The organism is Mycobacterium sp. NGS17, assembly GCF_059813205.1.
The window spans coordinates 531004-549304 of sequence record NZ_JCALED010000001.1 but is presented as its reverse complement, the minus strand read 5'-3'; the positions used below and the strand labels follow the sequence as shown (position 1 = coordinate 549304).

Below are 18301 nucleotides of genomic sequence, written 5' to 3'. Positions count from 1 at the left end.
GTCCTCACTCAGGGCAAGACGACCCGCAGCCGCTCCCAGCCGCGCACGGTCGACGTCGACGCCAATTGTGCGGTGTCGTAATCGATGTCCCATTCGGGCCACCGGTTGAGGATCTCGTCGAGCGCGACGCGGCCCTCGAGGCGAGCCAGGTTGGCGCCCAGACAGTAGTGCACACCTTTTCCGAACGTGATGTGTGAGATGTTGTCGCGGCGGATGTTGTAGGTGTCCGGATCGGTGTAGCGGCGGTGATCGCGATTGGCGGCGCCGAACAACAGCAGCATGGCGCTGCCCGCCGGGACCGTCGTGCCGTAGCACTCGAAATCCTTTGCCATCCAACGCGCGACGTGCGGACCGGTGGGCTCGAATCGCAGCGTCTCGTCGATGGTACGGGTCAACAGTGACCGGTCCTCGTAGACTTCGCGGCGCTGGTCGGGGTGCTCGGCGAGCACCTTGGCCAGCCAGCCGATCAGGCGGCCGGTGGTCTCGTTGCCCGCGCCGGCAACCACCTGCGTGTAGTGCAACACCTCTTTGCGAGTCAGCTTGCGGTGCACCCCGTTCTCGTCATCGAATTCGACATTGAGCAGAGTCGTCATCAGGTCATCAGAGGGGTTTTTGGAGCGCCAGTCGACATAGTCGGCATAGATCCGGCCGTCGGCGATGGAGTCGGCGTCGGCGACCTTCAACGGTGCGCCCGGCTTGGTGCGCAGGTTGGCATCGTTGGCGTCGCGCACCGAGATCTGTTCGGATTCCGGAATTCCCAGCAGCATGCCGATCACGCGCATCGGCATCATGGACGCCAGCTCGGCGATGATGTCGAAACCGCTGGATCCGACCAGCGGATCCAGGCAACGTACGCAGTATTGCCGAATCTGGTCCTCGAGGGCGGCCATCCGGCGGGGGGTGAACACCCGCGACATCAGACCGCGCAACCTGGAGTGTTCCGGCGGGTCCTGAAACATCATGACGCCGCCGGGCATGTCGAATTTCGACTGGACCAGCTCGAGGATGTCGCTTCGCCGGTTGGAGAACGTCTCCCAGTCGGCCAGTCCATGTTCGACGTCGGAATACCTTGACAGGGCCCAGAAGTCGTAGCGCTCGTTGTAGTAGATCGGCGCCTCTTCACGAAGCCGCGCATAGATCGGGTAGGGGTTGGCATTGATGTCGACGTCGTAGGGGTCGTAGTAGACGTCGGTGTCATTGGTGACGGTCATCGATGCTTTCCTTACTTCAGGCAGCTGCCGGCGGGCAGATCGCCGTGAGATCGTCCAGCGCAGCGGCGGGGACCGGCGATCCATCGAATGCACGACAGACGCCGACCATGGTGATCCTCGCCGTCCATCCGGCCCATGACATCCTCCACCCATCGACTTTGGGCGATCGCCCAAACGCGTGGCGCAGGCCATGTCTAGCAGCATCGCGACAAGTCCGTCAAGAGCGGTGCGCCGACGATCTGCAGTTCATCATTCGGGCCGCGGGAGATGATGGTCCGATGGCGAATGACAAAGCGGCGACCGGGCTTCTGCTGATCGATCCCTACAACGATTTCATTTCCGCGGGAGGGAAAGTGTGGGATCGGTTGCGGGGCGTCATCGAGGGCAATGATTGCGTTACCCATATGCAGCAGGTGCTCGAGGCCGCCCGCGGGGCGAACCTGCGGGTCTTTTATGCGCTGCATCGTCGTTACCGGCCGGGCGACTACGAGACGTGGAAATACGTTGCGCCCGTGCAGCGAGCGGCGTGGTCGCGCAAGACCTTCGAATACGGCAGTTGGGCGGCGAGATCCGTCCCGGGTTCGAGCCGCAACCGGGCGACGTCGTCGCGCATGAGCATTGGTGTTCGAGCGGTTTCGCCAACACCGATCTGGACCTGCAACTCAAGCGTCACGGTATCGAGCGGGTCATCGTCATGGGTTTGATCGCGCACACCTGCGTCGAGGCGACGGTTCGATTCGCCGCCGAACTCGGTTATGACGTCACCGTGGTCCGGGATGCCACCGCCGACTACTCGGACACCGAAATGCGCGCCGCCCTCGAGGTGAACATGCCCAACTACGCCTCGGCCATCGTGACCGCCGACCAGGCCGTCGCTGCGATCACCTCCCTTTAAGGGCACGTCACAAGGCCGTCCACTCCGTGAAGATTTGCGGCACGGGTGTGAAGGCTTCGTTAAGAACGAGGCACGACGGCCGCGCGACCCGCACGGTAGACCTATGACAGCCGCCGCCACCCGCGACGGCGCCCTGCGTTGGACTGAGGCGCCGCTGCGTGCCGTGCCCGGCGCGGCATCGGTGCGGGTGACGGCCACCTATGCGGTCACCCTGCTCGGCGTCTATCTCATCCTGGCGGCGCTCGGTCCACACGCTCACGAGGTGGCCGTAAGCCGAATGAGCACCAACGTGCACAATCTCGGGCGCGGACAGCTGGGCACCTTGATCGGGAGCGCATTCGTCAACGACGGCGGTGATCTGTTCTTCTGGTTGCCCGGGCTCGCCTGCCTATTGGCGTTGGGCGAACTGATGTGGTGCGGCCGGGGACTACTCCTGACCTTCGCCGTCGGCCACATCGGCGCCACGCTGATCGTCGCGGTCGGGCTGGTCGCCGCTATCGAAACGGGAATGCTGCCGGCCTCGGTCGCACGTGCCAGTGACGTGGGGATCAGTTACGGCGCGATGTGCGTGCTCGGCGCGTTCACGGCGGCGGTTCCCGCGCGCTGGCGCGGTGTCTGGGCGGGCTGGTGGCTGGGTGCCGCGGTGGTGGCGGCCGTGGGCGCGGACTTCACCGCCGTCGGCCACGTGGTGGCGTTGCTGCTCGGCATGGGGTTGTCGTTCCGGATGCGCCCGCTCACCTCATGGACACCCCTGCACCAGGCCCTGCTGGTGGTGGGCGTGACGTTCGGCTATCTCGTGCTCGCCGGGCCGTCGCTGCTGGCGCCGGTCGGCGGGCTGGCGGGCGCGCTCATCGGACTGGCCGGCAATCGCTCGCTAGTCAGAGGGCCCCGTCAGTGTGTCGACGCGGTAGCGGCCGGCGGTCCAGGGCGGTGAGCCCGCGGTCGGCGTCAAACTGACCGTCACCTGCGACTTGCCCGCGGTGACCGACCGCGGCACCAGGTAGGTGTCGTCCAGCCACCGGTGAAAGGTGTTGCTGCGCGGTTGCAGCCAGTTCCCGGTTGGCACGCCGTCGACCGCAACGTCGGCCGATTGGAAGCCGGCCGCTTGATCCGATGTGCGGCGCAGCAATAAGCCGTGGTTGTCCGGATCGATCTGGACGTGAAACGTGATCGCGCCCTGGGCGCTACGCACCGAGCCGACGACGGGCAGGGTGTCCTGAGTGCCCTCGTATTCGCTGACCAGCAGCTGATCGGTTGCGTCAGAATCGTTGTAGCCGTGCAGGACTCGGCTGATAGGGTCGGCGGGGCTGACGTCGTCTCCCCCGGTGACCTCGGCGTCCGGCTGTGTGTAGAGGAACGCGGTTGAGCTGTAGTCGGGTTGGACCATGTTCCTCTTGCCGTGCTCGATGCCGAACCGGATCCCGGAGTGATAGCCGATCGCGTCGGCCAGCATGATCCGGTACACGGAGACGCAGTAGTCGGCGCACCCGCCCGTGGCCGTGCGTTGATCGGGTTGGCCGTTGAGCGGGTCGCTGAAGTGCGTGCCGTTCTTGAAGTACCAGCCACCCTCGTAGAGGTCCTCGGTGCCGGTTCCGTACCACTGCGGGGACGCGGATCCGTCGGTGTAGACCCGTTCGGTGCCTTCGAGAAAGTACGGTGCATCGTCACTGAATGCCGTTTTGGTTCGGTAGCCGTGAATGGTGTGACTGACGCCGACGAATTTTCCGTGCCCCTGTTCTTCGGCGAAAACCCAGTCCTGGCCGGGCGTCGTCGGTCCGGCATGTGAGCGCGCGGTGAAGTAGCCGGCGCGGCCGCCGGCCAGCGCGGGCGCCCACTGCGCGTCGGGGGTGGTGGCGACGTCGCTGGCTATCCCCGTCACCGGTTCGGCCCCCGCGTTGACGAGCGTGACGCGGGCCGACTCCGCGAATGGCATTGGCCACCAATCGGATAACACCAACGATCCATCGGGTGCCGGGATGGTCGCGAACATCAGAGACCGCACGGGGTTCGCGCCCAGTCCGGCGCCGAAGAACTCCCCGAGCGGCGAATCCACCGTGGTCCTGCCGTCGAACTCGATTTGCAGCCGCAATCCGGTCAACCGCTGGGCCGCCGGTTCGGGCAGCTGGAGCCTCAGCGCCGAGATGCTGGCCGATCCGGTCGATTCGGCGATGGTCTGCCCGGCGCCGGCGGGGAGATCGATGACCCGATTGATGTGCGCGACGCCGGCGGCCGCAGGCTTGGGGTCGGTTGCGCCGGCGGACCGGAGCGTGTCCAGCACGTCGGAAGCGGGTTCGGCTGGCGAGAACGTGTTCATCCCGTCGGCGTCGGGAAACTGGCGGTAATCGACGTGGTAGTACTCCAAATGTGATGCGACGCTGACCCGCATCGACCGCCGATAAGGCATCGGCACCTTGATGTAATCGCCTCCCGGCGATTGAGCGGCGTTGGCCACCAGCGGCCACACGAACGGGGCACCGAGGTTTCCGTCGACCAGCGATTGCAACGGAGTATTTACTACGGTCTGCCCGTCCAGCTCGATGCGGATGTTTCCAAGGGCACGAACGTTGCCGCCGTCGCGGGTCAGCCAGATCGAATCGATCTCTCCCGCACCGTGATCCTCCGCGATGACGCAGCCGGCACCGCCCGTCGCCAGGCACCCGCCACTGCCGTTGCGATTGCCCGTGGAGATGTCGAAATCACCGCCGCTGCGATCAAAGCTCGACACCTGCAGGGTCTGCGATCCGGGGTTCAAGTAGGGCAACCGGTCCAACCGGCGGTAGGTGTCCCAGCCGACCATTCTTGCGCCGGATCGGTTCGTGTCGGGTATGGCCGGCTCCGCATCGGCCACACCCGCACCGGAAATCGGCAGCAGCAGCAACGCGAATAGCGCGGCACACGCCCGCACCGCCACCGACATCCGGTTAGTCCTTCTCGGCTTTGAGATCTCGATCCCGGCTGGGCTGAACGCGTTTGGGCTCGCCCGGCATCTTGGGGTAGTTCGGCGGATAAGGCATGTCGCCAAGGCCGCGCTCCTGGTCGGCCTCGGCCATTTCCAGCAAGGGCGAAATCGATTGAGCCACATGGTCCATCGCCGCCCACGGATCATCGCGTCGCGTGATCAGATCGGGCACGGTTGCCATGGTGTAGTCGTCGGGCTCGGCGGCGGCCAGCTCCTCCCACGTCAGCGGCATCGATACCGTCGCGATCGGGGTGCGCCGCACCGAGTACGCCGATGCCATGGTGCGGTCCCGCGCGTTCTGGTTGAAGTCGAGAAAGACCCGCGTGCCACGTTTTTCTTTCCACCACTCCGTGGTGACCGCGTCGGGCGCGCGGCGCTCCACTTCGCGGGCCAGGGCGATGCCGGCGCGGCGCACCTCGATGAAATCCCAGTCGCTGGCGATCCGCAGAAAGACGTGGATGCCGCGACCGCCCGAGGTCTTCGGGTATCCCACCAGACCGAGTTCGTCGAGCAACGGCCGCAGCACGTCGACCGCGACGGTACGCGCCTGCTCGAAGGCGACACCGGGCTGCGGGTCCAGGTCGATGCGAAGCTCGTCGGGGTGGTCGGTGTCCGGGCAGCGCACCTGCCACGGATGCAAGGTGACCGTGCCCATTTGTGCGGCCCACACGACCGCCGCCGGATGGGTCACCCTCAGCGCGTCGGCCGTCCGCCCCGACGGAAACGTCACCCGACACGTCTGCAGGTAATCGGGGTGGTGCTGGGGGATGCGCTTCTGGTAGATCTCCTCGCCGTCGACGCCGTCCGGGAAGCGCTGCAGATGGGTGGGCCGGTCGCGCAGCGCGTCGAGCATCGGACCGCCCGCGACGGCACGGTAGTAGTCCACCAGGTGTCGCTTGGTGCCCTTTGATCCCAGTTTGGGGAAATACACCTTGTCCGGATTGGTCAGGCGCACCGCGATGCCGTCGACGTCGAGCTCTTCTGCAGCAGCCATGCCTCCGATTCCAGCACAATCAGGCTATGGACCTCCCTGTCATGCCGCCGGTGTCGCCGATGCTGGCCAAGTCGGTGCCCTCGATTCCCCCTGACGCGTCCTATGAGCCCAAGTGGGACGGCTTCCGGTCGATCTGTTTCCGCGACCGCGATCAGGTCGAGCTGGGCAGCCGCAACGAGCGGCCGATGACGCGCTATTTCCCGGAGCTGGTCGCCGCGGTCCGGGCCGAGCTGCCGCAGCGCTGCGTGATCGACGGTGAGATCGTCATCGCCACCGGGGCCGGGCTGGATTTCGAGGCGCTGCAACAACGCATCCATCCGGCCGACTCGCGGGTGCAGATGCTCGCCAAGGCCACGCCGGCGTCCTTCATCGCGTTCGATTTGCTCGCCCTCGGCGACGACGACTACACGCGACGCCCCTTCGGCGAACGGCGCGCCGCCCTGGTCGACGCCTTGGCGGCCTCGGGGCCCTCGATCCATGTCACACCGGCGACGACCGATCTGGGCACCGCGCAGCGCTGGTTCGACGAATTCGAGGGCGCCGGCCTCGACGGCGTGATCGCCAAGCCGCTGGACATCACGTACCAACCGGACAAGCGGATCATGTTCAAGATCAAGCACGAGCGGACCGCCGACTGCGTGGTCGCCGGCTATCGGGTGCACAAGTCCGGCGCCGGAGCCATCGGTTCGTTGCTGCTCGGTCTCTATCAGGATGATGGCCAGCTCGCGTCGGTCGGGGTGATCGGCGCGTTCCCCATGGCCGAGCGGCGCCGGCTGTTCGACGAACTGCAGCCGCTCGTCACCGATTTCGAGAATCACCCATGGAATTGGGCCGCGCACGAAGCCGGCGAGCGGACCCCTCGCAAGAACGAATTCTCGCGCTGGAACGCGGGCAAGGACCTGTCGTTCGTGCCGCTGCGGCCTGAGCGGGTAGTCGAGGTCCGTTACGACCACATGGAAGGCCAGCGGTTTCGTCATACCGCGCAGTTCAATCGGTGGCGTCCGGACCGCGAACCCCGCTCGTGCACCTACGAACAGCTCGAACAGCCGGTGACCTTCAGCCTCGGCGAAATCGTGCCGGGACTCGGTTCGGGCTAGATCGGCGGTCGATGCCGGCCGGACGGCGTCTCGTACGAGTTCCTTGACACCCCAACGTTTTTGGGCTGCGATCCAAAACCTAGTTGCTTGTCGGTGGTGGTTGGGGTTGGAACGGTGTGTACCACCACCAGTCGGCGCGTTCGCCGAGCGGCCCACGGCAGGGTGAGACCGCGGGTGGAGGTTGGGTTGGTGGGCGCGCGAGCGATCCCGGGTGCAGGGGTCGCCCGGAGTTGTCGGTGACGCTGAGGTTGTCGGCGGGTCCGGTGATGATGATGACGCCGCGGTGGTGCAGCCGGTGGTGGTACGGGCATAGCAACACCAGGTTGGCCAGTTCGGTGGGCCCGCCGTCTTCCCAGTGCCGGAGGTGATGGGCGTGCAGGCCACGGGTGGCCCCACAGCCTGGCACCGCGCACATCCGGTCGCGATGCTCCAGCGCGCGGCGCAGCCGCCGGCTGATCACCCGCGTCGCACGGCCGGCGCCTATGACTTCGCCGTCGCGGTGAAACCAGGCTTCACAAGTGGCATCACAGCTCAGGTAGCGCCGTTCGGCGTCGGACAGCAGCGGACCCAGATGCAACGCCGCCGCGGGCTTTTCCACGTCGACGTGCACCACCACGGTGGTGTGCTGGCCGTGCGGGCGGCGGGCCGCCTCAGCATCCCAGCCGGCCTCGACCAGGCGCAGGAACGCCTCGAGCGTGCCCGGCAACGGCGGCCGCTGATCGGCCGAAACATGTGCGTCGTTGCCCTGGCCGTGGTCGTGTTTCCATTGGGTGATCAGCGCATCACGATGCGACGCCAGCGCCGCATCGAATTTCGCGGCATCCAAGTGGTCAAGTCTGATCCGATAGCAGGCGCCCGCCTCATCGGAGGTCTTGCGGATCGAGCGCTCGGGCTCGGGCCGCGGTTCTGGTGCCGGTCGTGGTTCCAGCTTGACCGCGGTACGCAGCTGGTTGACCGTGGCGACACTGGCCAGCTGCGCATAATGCTCATCAGACCCCACCCCTCCCCGGGCGGCGATCACCCCGACCTGATCCAGCGACAACCGGCCCTCCCGCAACCCGGCCGCACAGCGGGGCAATTCCTCAAGCCGGCCAGCGATGGCCGCAATCGTGTGGGCGTTTGCCGATGAGCAGCCCAGCTTCCAGGCCACTAACGCCGGTACCGACCGGGCACCGGTGATCCCGCACAGCCCGTCGCGATCGATCTCGGCCACGATCTCCACCATGCGCCCGTCAATCGCGTTGCGCTGACCGGCCAACTCCGCCATCTCCTCGAAGAGCACCTCGAGACGATCCTTGGGTCGCATTTCGACGCTGGCTGCAGTCGCGGTCGGGGACATGACACCAGCATTGCAGTGAGGTCCGACAAACTCGGCCACCCAAGCCGGGCAAGCTCAGTCGATGTGCGCCGGCGGATCGGCGAAGCCGAGATCCGCCGGATGCTGGTCGGGACCCATCAGATCGCAGTGATTCTCGGGCACGAGGTAGGAACTGGCGCCATGGGGAACGAATTGGGTGACTGTCACACAGCGTTGCCAGGTGCCGTCCGGCTGGACGGGTCCGTCGCACTTGCTCAGAACCGGTCCCCCGTACACACAGCCGGCGCTTGCCGGCGGCGCTGCGACGACCAGCCCCGCGGCCATCACCAGGCCGGCTAATCCTGAAACGATGTGGCGCTTCATGGTTGCCTCCCGCCAACGACGCTACCGCTTGCGCGAGCGCGAACTACCCGGTTTGGCCGGGTTTGATCGGCATCCGAGGCGGGCACGCGGCAACCATGTCAGTCACAGCCTTTCAAGACCTGCCGTTGGCCGATCGCGACCGCAAATGGGACGGGGACGCGGCCGAAAAGCGGGTGCGTAAATGGGCCGACGCGCTGGACGGTCCGAACCAGAAATACCGCGACGCGCACGTCTGGTACGACGGCGACAAAAAGGACAACTTCACTGCCTACAAGCTGCTGATCGCCGACGTCATCGACGGCGGTCTGAAGGCAGTGCCACGCGGCGTGATGGCGGCGGGCGCGATCATCGATGGGGCACGCGGCGGTATCGACGTGCCCAAGTCCGATGTCGATCGGATCAAGAGCCACCTGGCGAAGTACTACACAAAGATGGGTGAAAGTCCGCCGTGGGAACGGGATTAGACCCTGACCATGAGCTGCGATAGCCCGCGCAGCGTGACGTTGGGCTTGTACTCGGGCTCACCGTCCAATCGGGCGTTCGGGAAACGCGCGGTCACCGCCGACAGGGCCACCCCGGCTTCCAGCCTGGCCAGTGGCGCACCCAGGCAGTAATGCGCGCCGCGTCCGAATCCTAAGTGCCGCAAGGCCTTACGATCCGGATCGAACACGTCGGGCCGGTCATATTCGGCGGGATCGCGCTGGGCGGCGGCCGTCAGCAGCATCATGATGTCGCCCCTGGGCACCTCGATGCCCCCAATGGTCATGTCGGCGCCTGCGGTTCGGGCGATCATCTGCACCGGCGGGTCGTAGCGCAACGTCTCTTCGATGACCGCGGGCACACGGTTGGCGTCGGCGCCCAGCGCGGTCCACTGCGACGGCTGGCGCAGCATCGCCAGCACCGCGTTGCCGATCAGGTTCACCGTCGTTTCGTGACCGGCGACCAGCAACAGGACGCAGGTGGAAACGATCTCCTCGGCGGTCAGTTGGTCGCCCGACTCTTCCACGGCGATCAGGCCGGACATCAGGTCGTCGCCGGGCCGCGAGCGTCGCCGGTCGATCAGCCCATGCAGATAGGCCCGCAGCCACGTTCCGGCGGCCATCCGCTCTTTCAGGTTGTCTGACGGCGTTCCGGTGAAGGCGACGAACGGGTCCAGCGATTGCGCCAGCAGCGCGGACACCCGGCTGAATTCCGGTTCGTCCTCCAGGGGTACGCCGAGCAGTCGGCAAATGACCGCCACCGGCAATGGGTAGGCGAGGTCTTCGACGACTTCGAACCGACCCTTGTCGGCGATGCGGTCGAGCAACCCGTCTATCAGCGCGGTGATGTCGGGCTGCAGCGCGTTCACCACTTTGGGCGCGAACGCTTTGCTGACCAGTTTGCGCAACCGGGTGTGGTCCGGCGGGTCCAGAAATAGGAACCCCGGCGGGCTCGGCACCGGCACCTCGGCACCGGCCTCGATGAGCTGTCGGGTCTGCGCCTCGATCTGGGCGCGGGCCGCTGTCGACTTGTTCCGGTCGTTGCTCGACGACGGATGCCTCAAGGCGTCGTCGCAGTCACGGTACGTCGAGAACACCGCGAGGTTGCCCTCCGGCAACGCGAACGACCCGCGTTCACGAAACTGCGCGAACAGCGGGTAGGGGTCCGCACGGACCGCCGGGTCCAACAGCCGTACCAACAATTCGTCGGGTTTGGTGGACTCGGCGGGCGCGGTCGTCATCCTGACATTGTGCCCGCCTGCCGGCAGCGCCCTATTCAGCGGCGCAGGAACTCCACGATGTGGCCGGCCAGCTGCGCTCCGGCGTCCTCCTGTAGGAAATGCCCGGCGCCCTCGATCACTGGGTGTTCGATCCCCTGAGCGCCGCGCATCTGCCGCTCGAAGATGGCGGCTATCGGCCCGGTGATCGGGTCGCTGTCGCTGAAGGCGACCAGCATGGGCGTCGCGCTCACCGAAAGCTTCGTCCAGGCGGTCTTGTTGGCCGCCGCGGCGGGGTCGTCCGGTGAGGTGGGCACCAGACCGGGCATGGCGCGCGGCCCGGCGCAGTAGTCGTCGGTGGGAAACGGCGCGTCATAGCCGGCGCGCGCCTCTTCGCTCATCTTTTGGCGACAACCGCCCTGGACGAACGCGCCGACGTTCAGCGCCGGCGCCGAGGTTATGGCGTCGCGGAATTTCCACCAGACGTCGGCCATGGGCTGTTCGCCATTCGGCAGCCCGGTGTTGGCGACGACCAACCGAGCGAATCGTTCGGGATGCTCTGCGGCAAGCCGCAATCCGATGAGCCCGCCCCAGTCCTGACCTACCAGGGTGACGTTCTGCAGGTCGAGCACATCGAACGCCACCGCCCGCATCCACCCGACGTGCCGGGCGTAGCTGTGGTCTTCGCGGCGGGTCGGCTTGTCCGAGCGGCCGAAACCGACCAGGTCCGGGCAGATGACTCGATGGCCGGCCGCAACCAGTATCGGAATCATCTTGCGGTACAGATATGACCACGACGGTTCGCCGTGCAGCATGAGGATCGGATCGGCGGTTTCCGGGCCGTCCTGGACCCAGGCCACCCGCAGCGTGCCGCCTTCGTCGTCGGATACTTCGCAATACCTTGGGGTGTAAGGGAAATCGAGGACATGGTCGAACCGGTCGTCGGGTGTTCGCAGCGTTTGCATGTCATGTCCCTTCGGATAGTCCGGCCAGGCCCGGGTCCGCCATCAGGCGATCGAGAAAGCCGAGCTGACTTTTCAGCAGTTTGACGCGTGCGGTTGCCACCGCGAACCAGCCCACGCGATCGACTTCGGGAAACTCCCGCAGCGTGCCCGATCCTTTCGGCCACTCCATTTCGAACGTGTTGCTGCGCGCGTCGGCGATGTCGAGGTCGCTGTGTACGGCGAAGGCGGTCACGACCTTGCCGCCGGATTGCTTCAGCTGACCGAGGTCGATGCGGGGCCCGGCCGGCACGGGAAGCCCCAGCTCCTCGAAGAACTCGCGCTGCGCGGCCGCCCAGGGATCCTCCCCGTCGGTGTACTCGCCTTTCGGGATCGACCACGCGCCGTCATCTTTGCGGGCCCAGAACGGCCCACCCGGATGCGCGACCAAGACTTCGACGACGCTGCCGCAGGTCCGGTACAACATCACACCCGCGCTCAGCTTTGCCATCGAGACCTATTCTCCCACAGCGCGTTCCAGATCCTTGAGCGAGGACTCCAGGTGCGCGAGCAGCCGTTGCAGGTGCGGCACGCTGCGCCGGCATCCGACCAGGCCGAAGTCCAGATTGCCGGCGTTGCTGGCCAGCGTGATGTTGAGCGCTTGGCCGTCCAGCGCGATGGACAGCGGGTAGTTGCCGTCGAGCCGGGCGCCGCCGTAGTAGATCGGCTGCGTGGGGCCCGGCACGTTCGAGATGATGATGTTGAACGGCGGTGACGTCGAAGAGACCCAGCCCGGGACTGCCGCCAGCGCCAATGCCGAGGTATTGACGGCCGACAGCGCCAGCGCCTGAAACCGCGGCAATTGGGAGAACACCTTTTTGTTGCTGCGCATCGAGTCGCTGATGGTCAGCAGACGCTGCGCGGGATCGTCGGCGTCGGTCGCGAGGTTGCACAGGATTGCTCCGACCAGATTGCCGCCGGCGTCGGCCTCTTCCTCGGTGCGCAGGCTCACCGGGACCATCGCGATCAGCGGAGTGTCCGGCAGCGCGTCCTGCTCGAGCAGGTAGTAGCGCAGGGCGCCCGAGCACATCGCCAAGACCACGTCGTTCACCGTGACTCCCGCGGCCTTCTTCACGTTCTTGATGCGGTCCAGTGACCAGGACTGCGCGGCGCACCGGCGGGCGCCGCCGATCTTGACGTTCAACATCGTCTTCGGCGCCCCGAAAGGCAACGTCAGCTGTTGCTCGAACAGCGCCGCACGCGCCAGCCCTATCGTCGAGGGGGCCAGTGCCGCAAGGGATCCCGCCGTGCGGGCCAATGAGCTCAATGGGGACGCGGGATTGGATTTACGCTTGGGTTTGCGCAGAGTCCATGGGGCGCGAATCTCGGTGTCCTCGGGGTCGGTGGTCAATGCGCGCTGCATCAGTTTCTGCGCGGAGACGCCGTCGATCAATGCGTGGTGCACCTTGGTGTAGATGGCGAACCGGCCGTCTTTCAGGCCTTCGACGATGTGCGTCTCCCACAGCGGGCGGTGCCGATCGAGCAGGCTGCTATGCCACCGCGAGGTGAGCTCGAGCAGTTCACGAACCCGTTTGGGCGACGGCAGCGCCGAACGCCGAACGTGGTAGTCGATGTCGACGGCGTCGTCGTACGACCAGCCCAGGTTCGCGATTCCACCGACAAAGCTCGCGGGATGCTTGCGAAAGGTGGGCTGGAAATCCCGCTGATCGGCCAGGCTCTTGTAGAGCTCTCGAACGAAGCCGCGCCCGGCGCCCGGCGGCGGCTCGAACAACTGCAAGCCTCCGACGTGCATGGGATGTTCGCGAGATTCTCCCAGAAGAAAGATCGCGTCGGTGGGCATTATCAGTTCCATCCACCTATTACACCCATTTAGGCCTGATCCGGAAAGCCTTTCGTGATCGGACCGGCGTCAGTTCATTGGGTGACCACCGACCATGTCGAGGTCGCGATCAAATCTCCGCGCTCCAGCGCCGCGGCGCGGTGCTCGTGCACCTTGGCGTACTCCTGGGTGGTCACCATATCGATGAAGGCCTGCGGGGTTGGATACTCGACGATGAGAATCGCGTCCCACCAAGGGTGTTCGCCATCGCCGATCACCACCGACGGCGCTCCCCCGGCGTAGCGCAGCCTCGCGCCGACGCGTTCCAGGTGCGGCACCACTTCCTGGCCGTACTGTAGGTAACTCTCCAGGCCACCCTGGGGCTTGAACTTCAACAGGTTGACCATCACCACCGGCGCATCAGCCGGTCGCGCCGCGAGGGCGGCGAACTGCTCGGGCGTCGGTTCCAAGCCGCTCATGTGAATCTCCTTGCGCTGGTTCCCATTTAGAAGGATGCGGGGGCCGTTACAGCAGATCTGTGATGGTCTTCAAGCCCGCCTCGTAGAGCACGCCGGGCAGCATCCCGCCGTCGCATTCGATGGTGGTGCCGTTGACGAAGTCGGCCTGTCCACCGGCCAGAAAAACGCAGACCCGCCCGACTTCGGCGGGCTCACCGGCGCGGTGCAACGGGACGGCGGCGAAATATTTGGCGCCATCGGGGTCGTCCTTGGGTAACACGAATGATCGGAAATTCTCCGTCATCGTGGGGCCCAGCGCGATGCAGTTGACCCGCACCGTGGGCCCCCACTCTTCGGCCAGCGAGCGGGTGAGGTGGTTGAGACCGCTTTTGGCCGCCCCGTAGGAGACCAGGGTTGGGGATCCGGCCGGATGTCCGGCGCCGCTGGAGATGTTGATGATGCAGCCGACGCCGTCCTGAGTTTGCATCTGCCGATAGGCGCGGATGGCGAACCACAGCGGGCTGATGAGGTTCATCTGCACGGCGAAGGCGTGAAACAGAGCCGTGCGCGCGTATTCGTCCTCGTCCGCGGGCGCGCCCTGAATGCGTTGCACCAGTTCGGGAATGCTCTCGGCGTGCGGCGCCGGAACGGTACCGCCGGCATTGTTCACCAGAATGTCGACCCGACCGTGGGTGGCCACGACGTCGGCGACGAACGCATCGATCGAGCGATGGTCGCCCTGATCGCACACCTTCTGGGAAGCGCGGTCCGCCCAGTCCGGTTCTATGCCCGGGATGGTGTCGAGCGGTGAGCGCGAGCAGCCGACCACTGTCGCACCGGCGCGCAACAGTTCATGGGCGATGCCCACGCCCACGCCGCGGCTGGTGCCGGTGACGATCGCGATCTTGCCGTCGAGGACGCTCATCAACAAACCCTCTCACAAACCGTTCGTTGTTGACAGTCACTGTCACCAAGTCATAGCCTGCCAATTCATTCGCCAGCGCGTACCGTCCGTCCGGGAGGTCAATGATGGGTAGCCCAGCCAAACTCCGTGTCATCCAGTGGGCCACCGGCGGCGTGGGCAAAGCGGCGATCGAGTGCGTCATCAATCACCCACAGCTCGAGCTGGTGGGGTGCTGGGTGCACAGCGCGGAGAAAAACGGTGTCGACGTCGGCCGGATCGTCGGGACGCAGGAGCTCGGCGTCACCGCCACCAACAGCATCGACGAAATACTGGCGCTGGACGCCGACTGCGTCATGTACAGCCCATTGATACCCAATGACGACGAAGTGATCGCCATCCTCCGTTCCGGCAAGAACGTGGTCACCCCCGTCGGCTGGGTCTATCCCGATCCGGACAACAAGCGTCACCGGGCCGTCGCCGACGCGGCGACGGAAAGCGGTGTGACGCTGCATGGTTCGGGCATTCACCCCGGCGGCATCACCGAACGCTTCCCGCTCATGATTTCCTCACTGTCGTCGGCGATCACCCATGTGCGTGCCGAGGAGTTCTCCGACATCCGCACCTACAACGCGCCGGACGTGGTGCGCCACATCATGGGGTTCGGCGGCACCCCCGAGGAAGCGACCGAAGGGCCGATGGCCGGGCTGCTCGAAGCGGGCTTCAAACAGTCGGTCCGAATGATCGCCGATCACATGGGCTTTCGCATCGATCCCAACATCAGGACCATCCAGGACGTCGCCGTGGCGACCGCCGACATCGACTACGACGCCTTCCCGATCACGACCGGCACGGTGGCCGCGCGCCGGTTCCGCTGGCAGGCGCTGGTTGACGGCGAGCCGGTCATCACCGCGGCGGTCAACTGGCTGATGGGTGAAGAGAACCTGGACCCGGCCTGGCACTTCGGCGACCGGGGCGAGCGCTTCGAGGTGGAGATCACCGGCGACCCCGACGTGAGCCTTACCTTCAAGGGTCTGCAGCCGGAGACGATCGCGGAAGGCTTGGTGAAGAACCCCGGCGTCGTCGTCACCGCCAACCACTGCATCAACGCCATCCCCGACGTCTGCGCCGCCGAACCGGGCATCAAGACCTACCTCGACTTGCCTTTGTTCGCCGGTCGTCCGGCGCCGAACCTCGCGTCGCTGCGGCTGGGGCCCGCCGGATGAGCTACAGCCACCCCGATTCGATGCGGGGGCACGTCGCTATCGTCACCGGTGCCGCCCAAGGCGTCGGAAAGGGCGCCGCCACCGCGCTGCTCGAACGCGGCGCACAGGTGCTACTGGTGGACATCCAGGAAGAGGCCCTCAACAGCACCACCACCGAACTCAAGACGATAGGACGGGTGGAACAGCTCGTCGCCGATCTTCGCGACCCGGACAGCGCGCAGCGTATCGCGGCCGCGGCGGTCAACGCATTCGGCACGGTGCACGGTCTGGTCAACAACGCGATCGCCACCAACGAGCCCAAGGCATTCGTCGACATCACCACTGAAGACCTGGCGCTCGGCTACGACGTGGGCCCGCGCGCGACGTTCCTGCTGATGCAGGCCGTGCACCCGTTGATGGTCGAGGCCGGCGGCGGGTCGATCGTGAACCTCGGTTCGGGGACGGGCACCGGCGGCGAGCCGAAGTGGGGCGGCTACGCCGCCGCCAAGGAGGGCATCCGCGGGCTGTCCAAGGTGGCCGCGCTGGAATGGGGGCGCGACAACATCCGCGTCAATGTCATCTGCCCCTTCGCCGAATCAGACGGCGTCAAGTTCTGGAAGTCGTTCGCGCCCAGGGAATACGACAAGGCCGTGGGGCGGGTTCCATTGAAGCGCATCGGGGACGTCCGCACCGACGTGGGTGCGCTGGTGGCGTTCCTACTCGGCGATGACGCCACCTTCATCACCGGGCAGACCATTCACGTCGACGGCGGGATCGGCTGCTTCCGATGACCTTTCCGACCAGGCCAGTGTCGCTCCGCGACCGGCAGCGCGCGCAGATCCGGGCCGAGATCCGGCGTGCGGCGTTCCGCCTGTTCGTCGAGCGCGGCTACGACTCGGTGACCACCGAGGAAATCGCCACGGCCGCAGGCGTTTCCCCGCGCACGTTTTTCCGGCACGTGCCCGCGAAGGAAGAGCTTCTGCTCGCACCGGTGCGCTATGGTGGCGCCGCGATCGTCAATCTCCTCGAGGGCCGGCCCGCCGCCGAGTCACCCGATGTCGCGCTGATCAACGCCATCATCACGCGGACCCGCTCATTCGAGCAGGCCGACACCGAGGAGTGGCGCGAAGCCCTGCTGGTGGTTCCCGACCTACTCGACAAGGTCACGGTGCACCGGCCGGCCGACAAGGAGCGGGCCACCAAGCTCATCGCCGAACGGATGGGCGTCGATCCCTCGGCCGATATCCGTCCCGGGCTGCTGGTCCAACTCGCCTTCGCGGCTGCCGATTTCGCCTTCCAGCAGTGGGTGCGGCAGTCCGGGAAACCGTGGCCACTGGACCGCTACGTCACCGATGCGCTGGACGCGGTCAAAAGTCCACACTGGAAGCGGAAGTAAATCCGCTCAACGGCGCCGCGCCACTTCGGGATTGGCGATCCGGATGGGCGCCCCGTCCAGCCAGGCCACCACCGATTCCACCGAGTCCGAGTAGAAGGCGCCCAGCATTTCCCGCGTGACGTACCCCAGGTGGGGAGACAGCGTCACGTTCGGAAGCAGCCGCAGCCGATGGTCTTTCGGCAGCGGCTCGGTGTCGTAGACGTCCAGCCCGGCCCCGGCAATGCGCCCGGCTTCCAGCGCGGTCAGCAGGGACGCCTCGTCGACGATCGGGCCCCTGGAGGTGTTGATCAGGTAGGCATGCGGCTTCATCAGCGCCAGCTCGGCCGCGCCGACCAGTCCCCGGGTGCGTTCCGAGAGCACCAGATGAATGGAGACCACGTCAGAGGATTCGAACAGAGCGGCCTTCTCTACGCGGCGGGCGCCCACGCTGGTGGCGGCGTCCTCGGTGAGATTCTGGCTCCACGCAATGACATCCATGCCGAAGACCCTGCCGTATTCGGCCATGCGTCTGCCGACCCTACCCAGACCGAGCAGCCCGAGGGTCTTGCCGGACAGGGTCATACCCGCGCTGCTCTGCCAGCCGCCGGCCCGCATGTTGCGATGCTCGTCGGCGAGATTGCGCACCGTCGCGATCATCAGCCCCCAGGCGAGTTCCGGCGTGGCGTCGCGCATGGACCTGAATCGGGGATGGGCGAAATCCGAGTGCGCCACCAATATCCCGTGTTCGGTCGCTGCGGCCATGTCCAGGTTCGGCAGGCTCCTGCCGACGATCGTGATCAGCTTCAGGTCCGGCAGCCGCTCGATCAGGGTGCGGGGAAAGGCCATCCGCTCACGCAGGGTGCACACCACGTCGAACGGCCGCAGCGCATCGGCCGCCTCGTCCCCGGCCAGGTGGCGGTCGAAAACGGTTACCTCGGAGCGCTTTTGCACGGGTGACCAGTCGGCAGCCTGTAAGGCCACGCCCGCGTAGTCATCGAGAATCGCTACCCTGGGCATACTGTTTCCCCAATCCGGTGAAGGGCTCAGC

At 66.1% G+C, this 18301-nt stretch carries 20 protein-coding genes; 7 read left to right on the top strand and 13 right to left on the bottom strand.

The window, feature by feature from the left end:
• Positions 1-8: 8 nt before the first annotated feature.
• Together AC5Y7E_RS02650 and AC5Y7E_RS02645 are read right to left on the bottom strand one after the other, a co-directional pair.
• Positions 9-1211: a cytochrome P450 gene (locus AC5Y7E_RS02650; protein WP_499947345.1), complete on the bottom strand. Its 1203-nt coding sequence runs from the start codon at positions 1209-1211 to the stop codon at positions 9-11.
• A gap of 194 nt (positions 1212-1405) precedes the next feature.
• The gene (locus AC5Y7E_RS02645; RefSeq protein ID WP_499947344.1) at positions 1406-1675 is read right to left on the bottom strand and encodes a hypothetical protein; all 270 of its coding nucleotides are present in this window, start codon (positions 1673-1675) and stop codon (positions 1406-1408) included.
• Between the two features lie 29 nt (positions 1676-1704).
• Between AC5Y7E_RS02645 and AC5Y7E_RS02640 the strand changes: the two genes are divergently transcribed.
• Both AC5Y7E_RS02640 and AC5Y7E_RS02635 read left to right on the top strand, forming a co-directional pair.
• Positions 1705-2106 (top strand): cysteine hydrolase family protein, encoded by a 402-nt coding sequence (locus AC5Y7E_RS02640; protein ID WP_499947343.1) that lies wholly within the window; start codon positions 1705-1707, stop codon positions 2104-2106.
• Between the two features lie 103 nt (positions 2107-2209).
• Positions 2210-3040 (top strand): rhomboid-like protein, encoded by an 831-nt coding sequence (locus tag AC5Y7E_RS02635; RefSeq protein ID WP_499947342.1) that lies wholly within the window; start codon positions 2210-2212, stop codon positions 3038-3040.
• Here AC5Y7E_RS02635 and AC5Y7E_RS02630 read toward each other — a convergent pair.
• Together AC5Y7E_RS02630 and ligD are read right to left on the bottom strand one after the other, a co-directional pair.
• Positions 2981-5023: a glycoside hydrolase family 172 protein gene (locus AC5Y7E_RS02630; protein ID WP_499947341.1), complete on the bottom strand. Its 2043-nt coding sequence runs from the start codon at positions 5021-5023 to the stop codon at positions 2981-2983. The genes AC5Y7E_RS02635 and AC5Y7E_RS02630 overlap by 60 nt on opposite strands.
• 4 nt (positions 5024-5027) lie before the next feature.
• Entirely contained in the window at positions 5028-6059 is a 1032-nt protein-coding gene (gene ligD, locus AC5Y7E_RS02625; RefSeq protein ID WP_499947340.1) for a non-homologous end-joining DNA ligase, read from the bottom strand.
• A gap of 26 nt (positions 6060-6085) precedes the next feature.
• Here ligD and AC5Y7E_RS02620 point away from each other — a divergent pair, with 26 nt between their 5' ends.
• The gene (locus AC5Y7E_RS02620) at positions 6086-7156 is read left to right on the top strand and encodes an ATP-dependent DNA ligase (RefSeq protein WP_499947339.1); all 1071 of its coding nucleotides are present in this window, start codon (positions 6086-6088) and stop codon (positions 7154-7156) included.
• A 79-nt stretch (positions 7157-7235) separates the two neighbouring features.
• On the opposite strand, the gene AC5Y7E_RS02615 is transcribed toward AC5Y7E_RS02620, so the two are convergent.
• Both AC5Y7E_RS02615 and AC5Y7E_RS02610 read right to left on the bottom strand, forming a co-directional pair.
• Positions 7236-8495, bottom strand: coding sequence for an HNH endonuclease signature motif containing protein (locus tag AC5Y7E_RS02615; RefSeq protein WP_499947338.1), 1260 nt, complete (start codon positions 8493-8495; stop codon positions 7236-7238).
• A 54-nt stretch (positions 8496-8549) separates the two neighbouring features.
• Positions 8550-8837 (bottom strand): CDGP domain-containing protein, encoded by a 288-nt coding sequence (locus AC5Y7E_RS02610; protein WP_499917179.1) that lies wholly within the window; start codon positions 8835-8837, stop codon positions 8550-8552.
• 95 nt (positions 8838-8932) lie between these two features.
• On the opposite strand from AC5Y7E_RS02610, the gene AC5Y7E_RS02605 reads away from it, so the two are divergent.
• Positions 8933-9301 (top strand): hypothetical protein, encoded by a 369-nt coding sequence (locus AC5Y7E_RS02605; RefSeq protein ID WP_499917650.1) that lies wholly within the window; start codon positions 8933-8935, stop codon positions 9299-9301.
• Here AC5Y7E_RS02605 and AC5Y7E_RS02600 read toward each other — a convergent pair.
• From AC5Y7E_RS02600 to AC5Y7E_RS02575, 6 genes are all read right to left on the bottom strand, one after another.
• Complete coding sequence (locus AC5Y7E_RS02600) at positions 9298-10557, bottom strand: cytochrome P450 (RefSeq protein WP_499947337.1); 1260 nt, start codon at positions 10555-10557, stop codon at positions 9298-9300. The genes AC5Y7E_RS02605 and AC5Y7E_RS02600 overlap by 4 nt on opposite strands.
• A gap of 35 nt (positions 10558-10592) precedes the next feature.
• On the bottom strand, positions 10593-11498 hold the full coding sequence (locus AC5Y7E_RS02595) for a haloalkane dehalogenase (RefSeq protein WP_499947336.1): 906 nt from the start codon (positions 11496-11498) through the stop codon (positions 10593-10595).
• Between the two features lies 1 nt (position 11499).
• Positions 11500-11985 carry an NUDIX hydrolase gene (locus AC5Y7E_RS02590; RefSeq protein ID WP_499947335.1) on the bottom strand — a complete coding sequence of 162 codons (486 nt, stop codon included), beginning with the start codon at positions 11983-11985 and terminating at the stop codon, positions 11500-11502.
• A 6-nt stretch (positions 11986-11991) separates the two neighbouring features.
• The gene (locus tag AC5Y7E_RS02585) at positions 11992-13347 is read right to left on the bottom strand and encodes a WS/DGAT/MGAT family O-acyltransferase (protein WP_499917183.1); all 1356 of its coding nucleotides are present in this window, start codon (positions 13345-13347) and stop codon (positions 11992-11994) included.
• A 62-nt stretch (positions 13348-13409) separates the two neighbouring features.
• Positions 13410-13793: a DUF1330 domain-containing protein gene (locus AC5Y7E_RS02580; protein ID WP_499947334.1), complete on the bottom strand. Its 384-nt coding sequence runs from the start codon at positions 13791-13793 to the stop codon at positions 13410-13412.
• Positions 13794-13839: 46 nt separating this feature from the next.
• Positions 13840-14697, bottom strand: a complete 858-nt coding sequence (locus AC5Y7E_RS02575; protein ID WP_499947333.1) for an SDR family oxidoreductase — start codon at positions 14695-14697, stop codon at positions 13840-13842.
• Positions 14698-14801: 104 nt separating this feature from the next.
• On the opposite strand from AC5Y7E_RS02575, the gene AC5Y7E_RS02570 reads away from it, so the two are divergent.
• Genes AC5Y7E_RS02570 through AC5Y7E_RS02560 form a run of 3 tightly spaced genes read left to right on the top strand, consistent with a single transcriptional unit; the run spans position 14802 to position 17274 of the window.
• A complete protein-coding gene (locus AC5Y7E_RS02570; RefSeq protein WP_499947332.1) occupies positions 14802-15899 on the top strand; it encodes an NAD(P)H-dependent amine dehydrogenase family protein in 1098 nt (365 codons plus the stop codon).
• Positions 15896-16669 (top strand): SDR family NAD(P)-dependent oxidoreductase, encoded by a 774-nt coding sequence (locus AC5Y7E_RS02565; RefSeq protein ID WP_499947331.1) that lies wholly within the window; start codon positions 15896-15898, stop codon positions 16667-16669. Before AC5Y7E_RS02570 ends, AC5Y7E_RS02565 begins: the two co-directional genes overlap by 4 nt.
• Positions 16666-17274 carry a TetR/AcrR family transcriptional regulator gene (locus AC5Y7E_RS02560; RefSeq protein WP_499917188.1) on the top strand — a complete coding sequence of 203 codons (609 nt, stop codon included), beginning with the start codon at positions 16666-16668 and terminating at the stop codon, positions 17272-17274. Before AC5Y7E_RS02565 ends, AC5Y7E_RS02560 begins: the two co-directional genes overlap by 4 nt.
• 6 nt (positions 17275-17280) lie before the next feature.
• On the opposite strand, the gene AC5Y7E_RS02555 is transcribed toward AC5Y7E_RS02560, so the two are convergent.
• A complete protein-coding gene (locus tag AC5Y7E_RS02555; RefSeq protein ID WP_499947330.1) occupies positions 17281-18270 on the bottom strand; it encodes a D-2-hydroxyacid dehydrogenase family protein in 990 nt (329 codons plus the stop codon).
• Between the last annotated feature and the right edge of the window lie 31 nt (positions 18271-18301).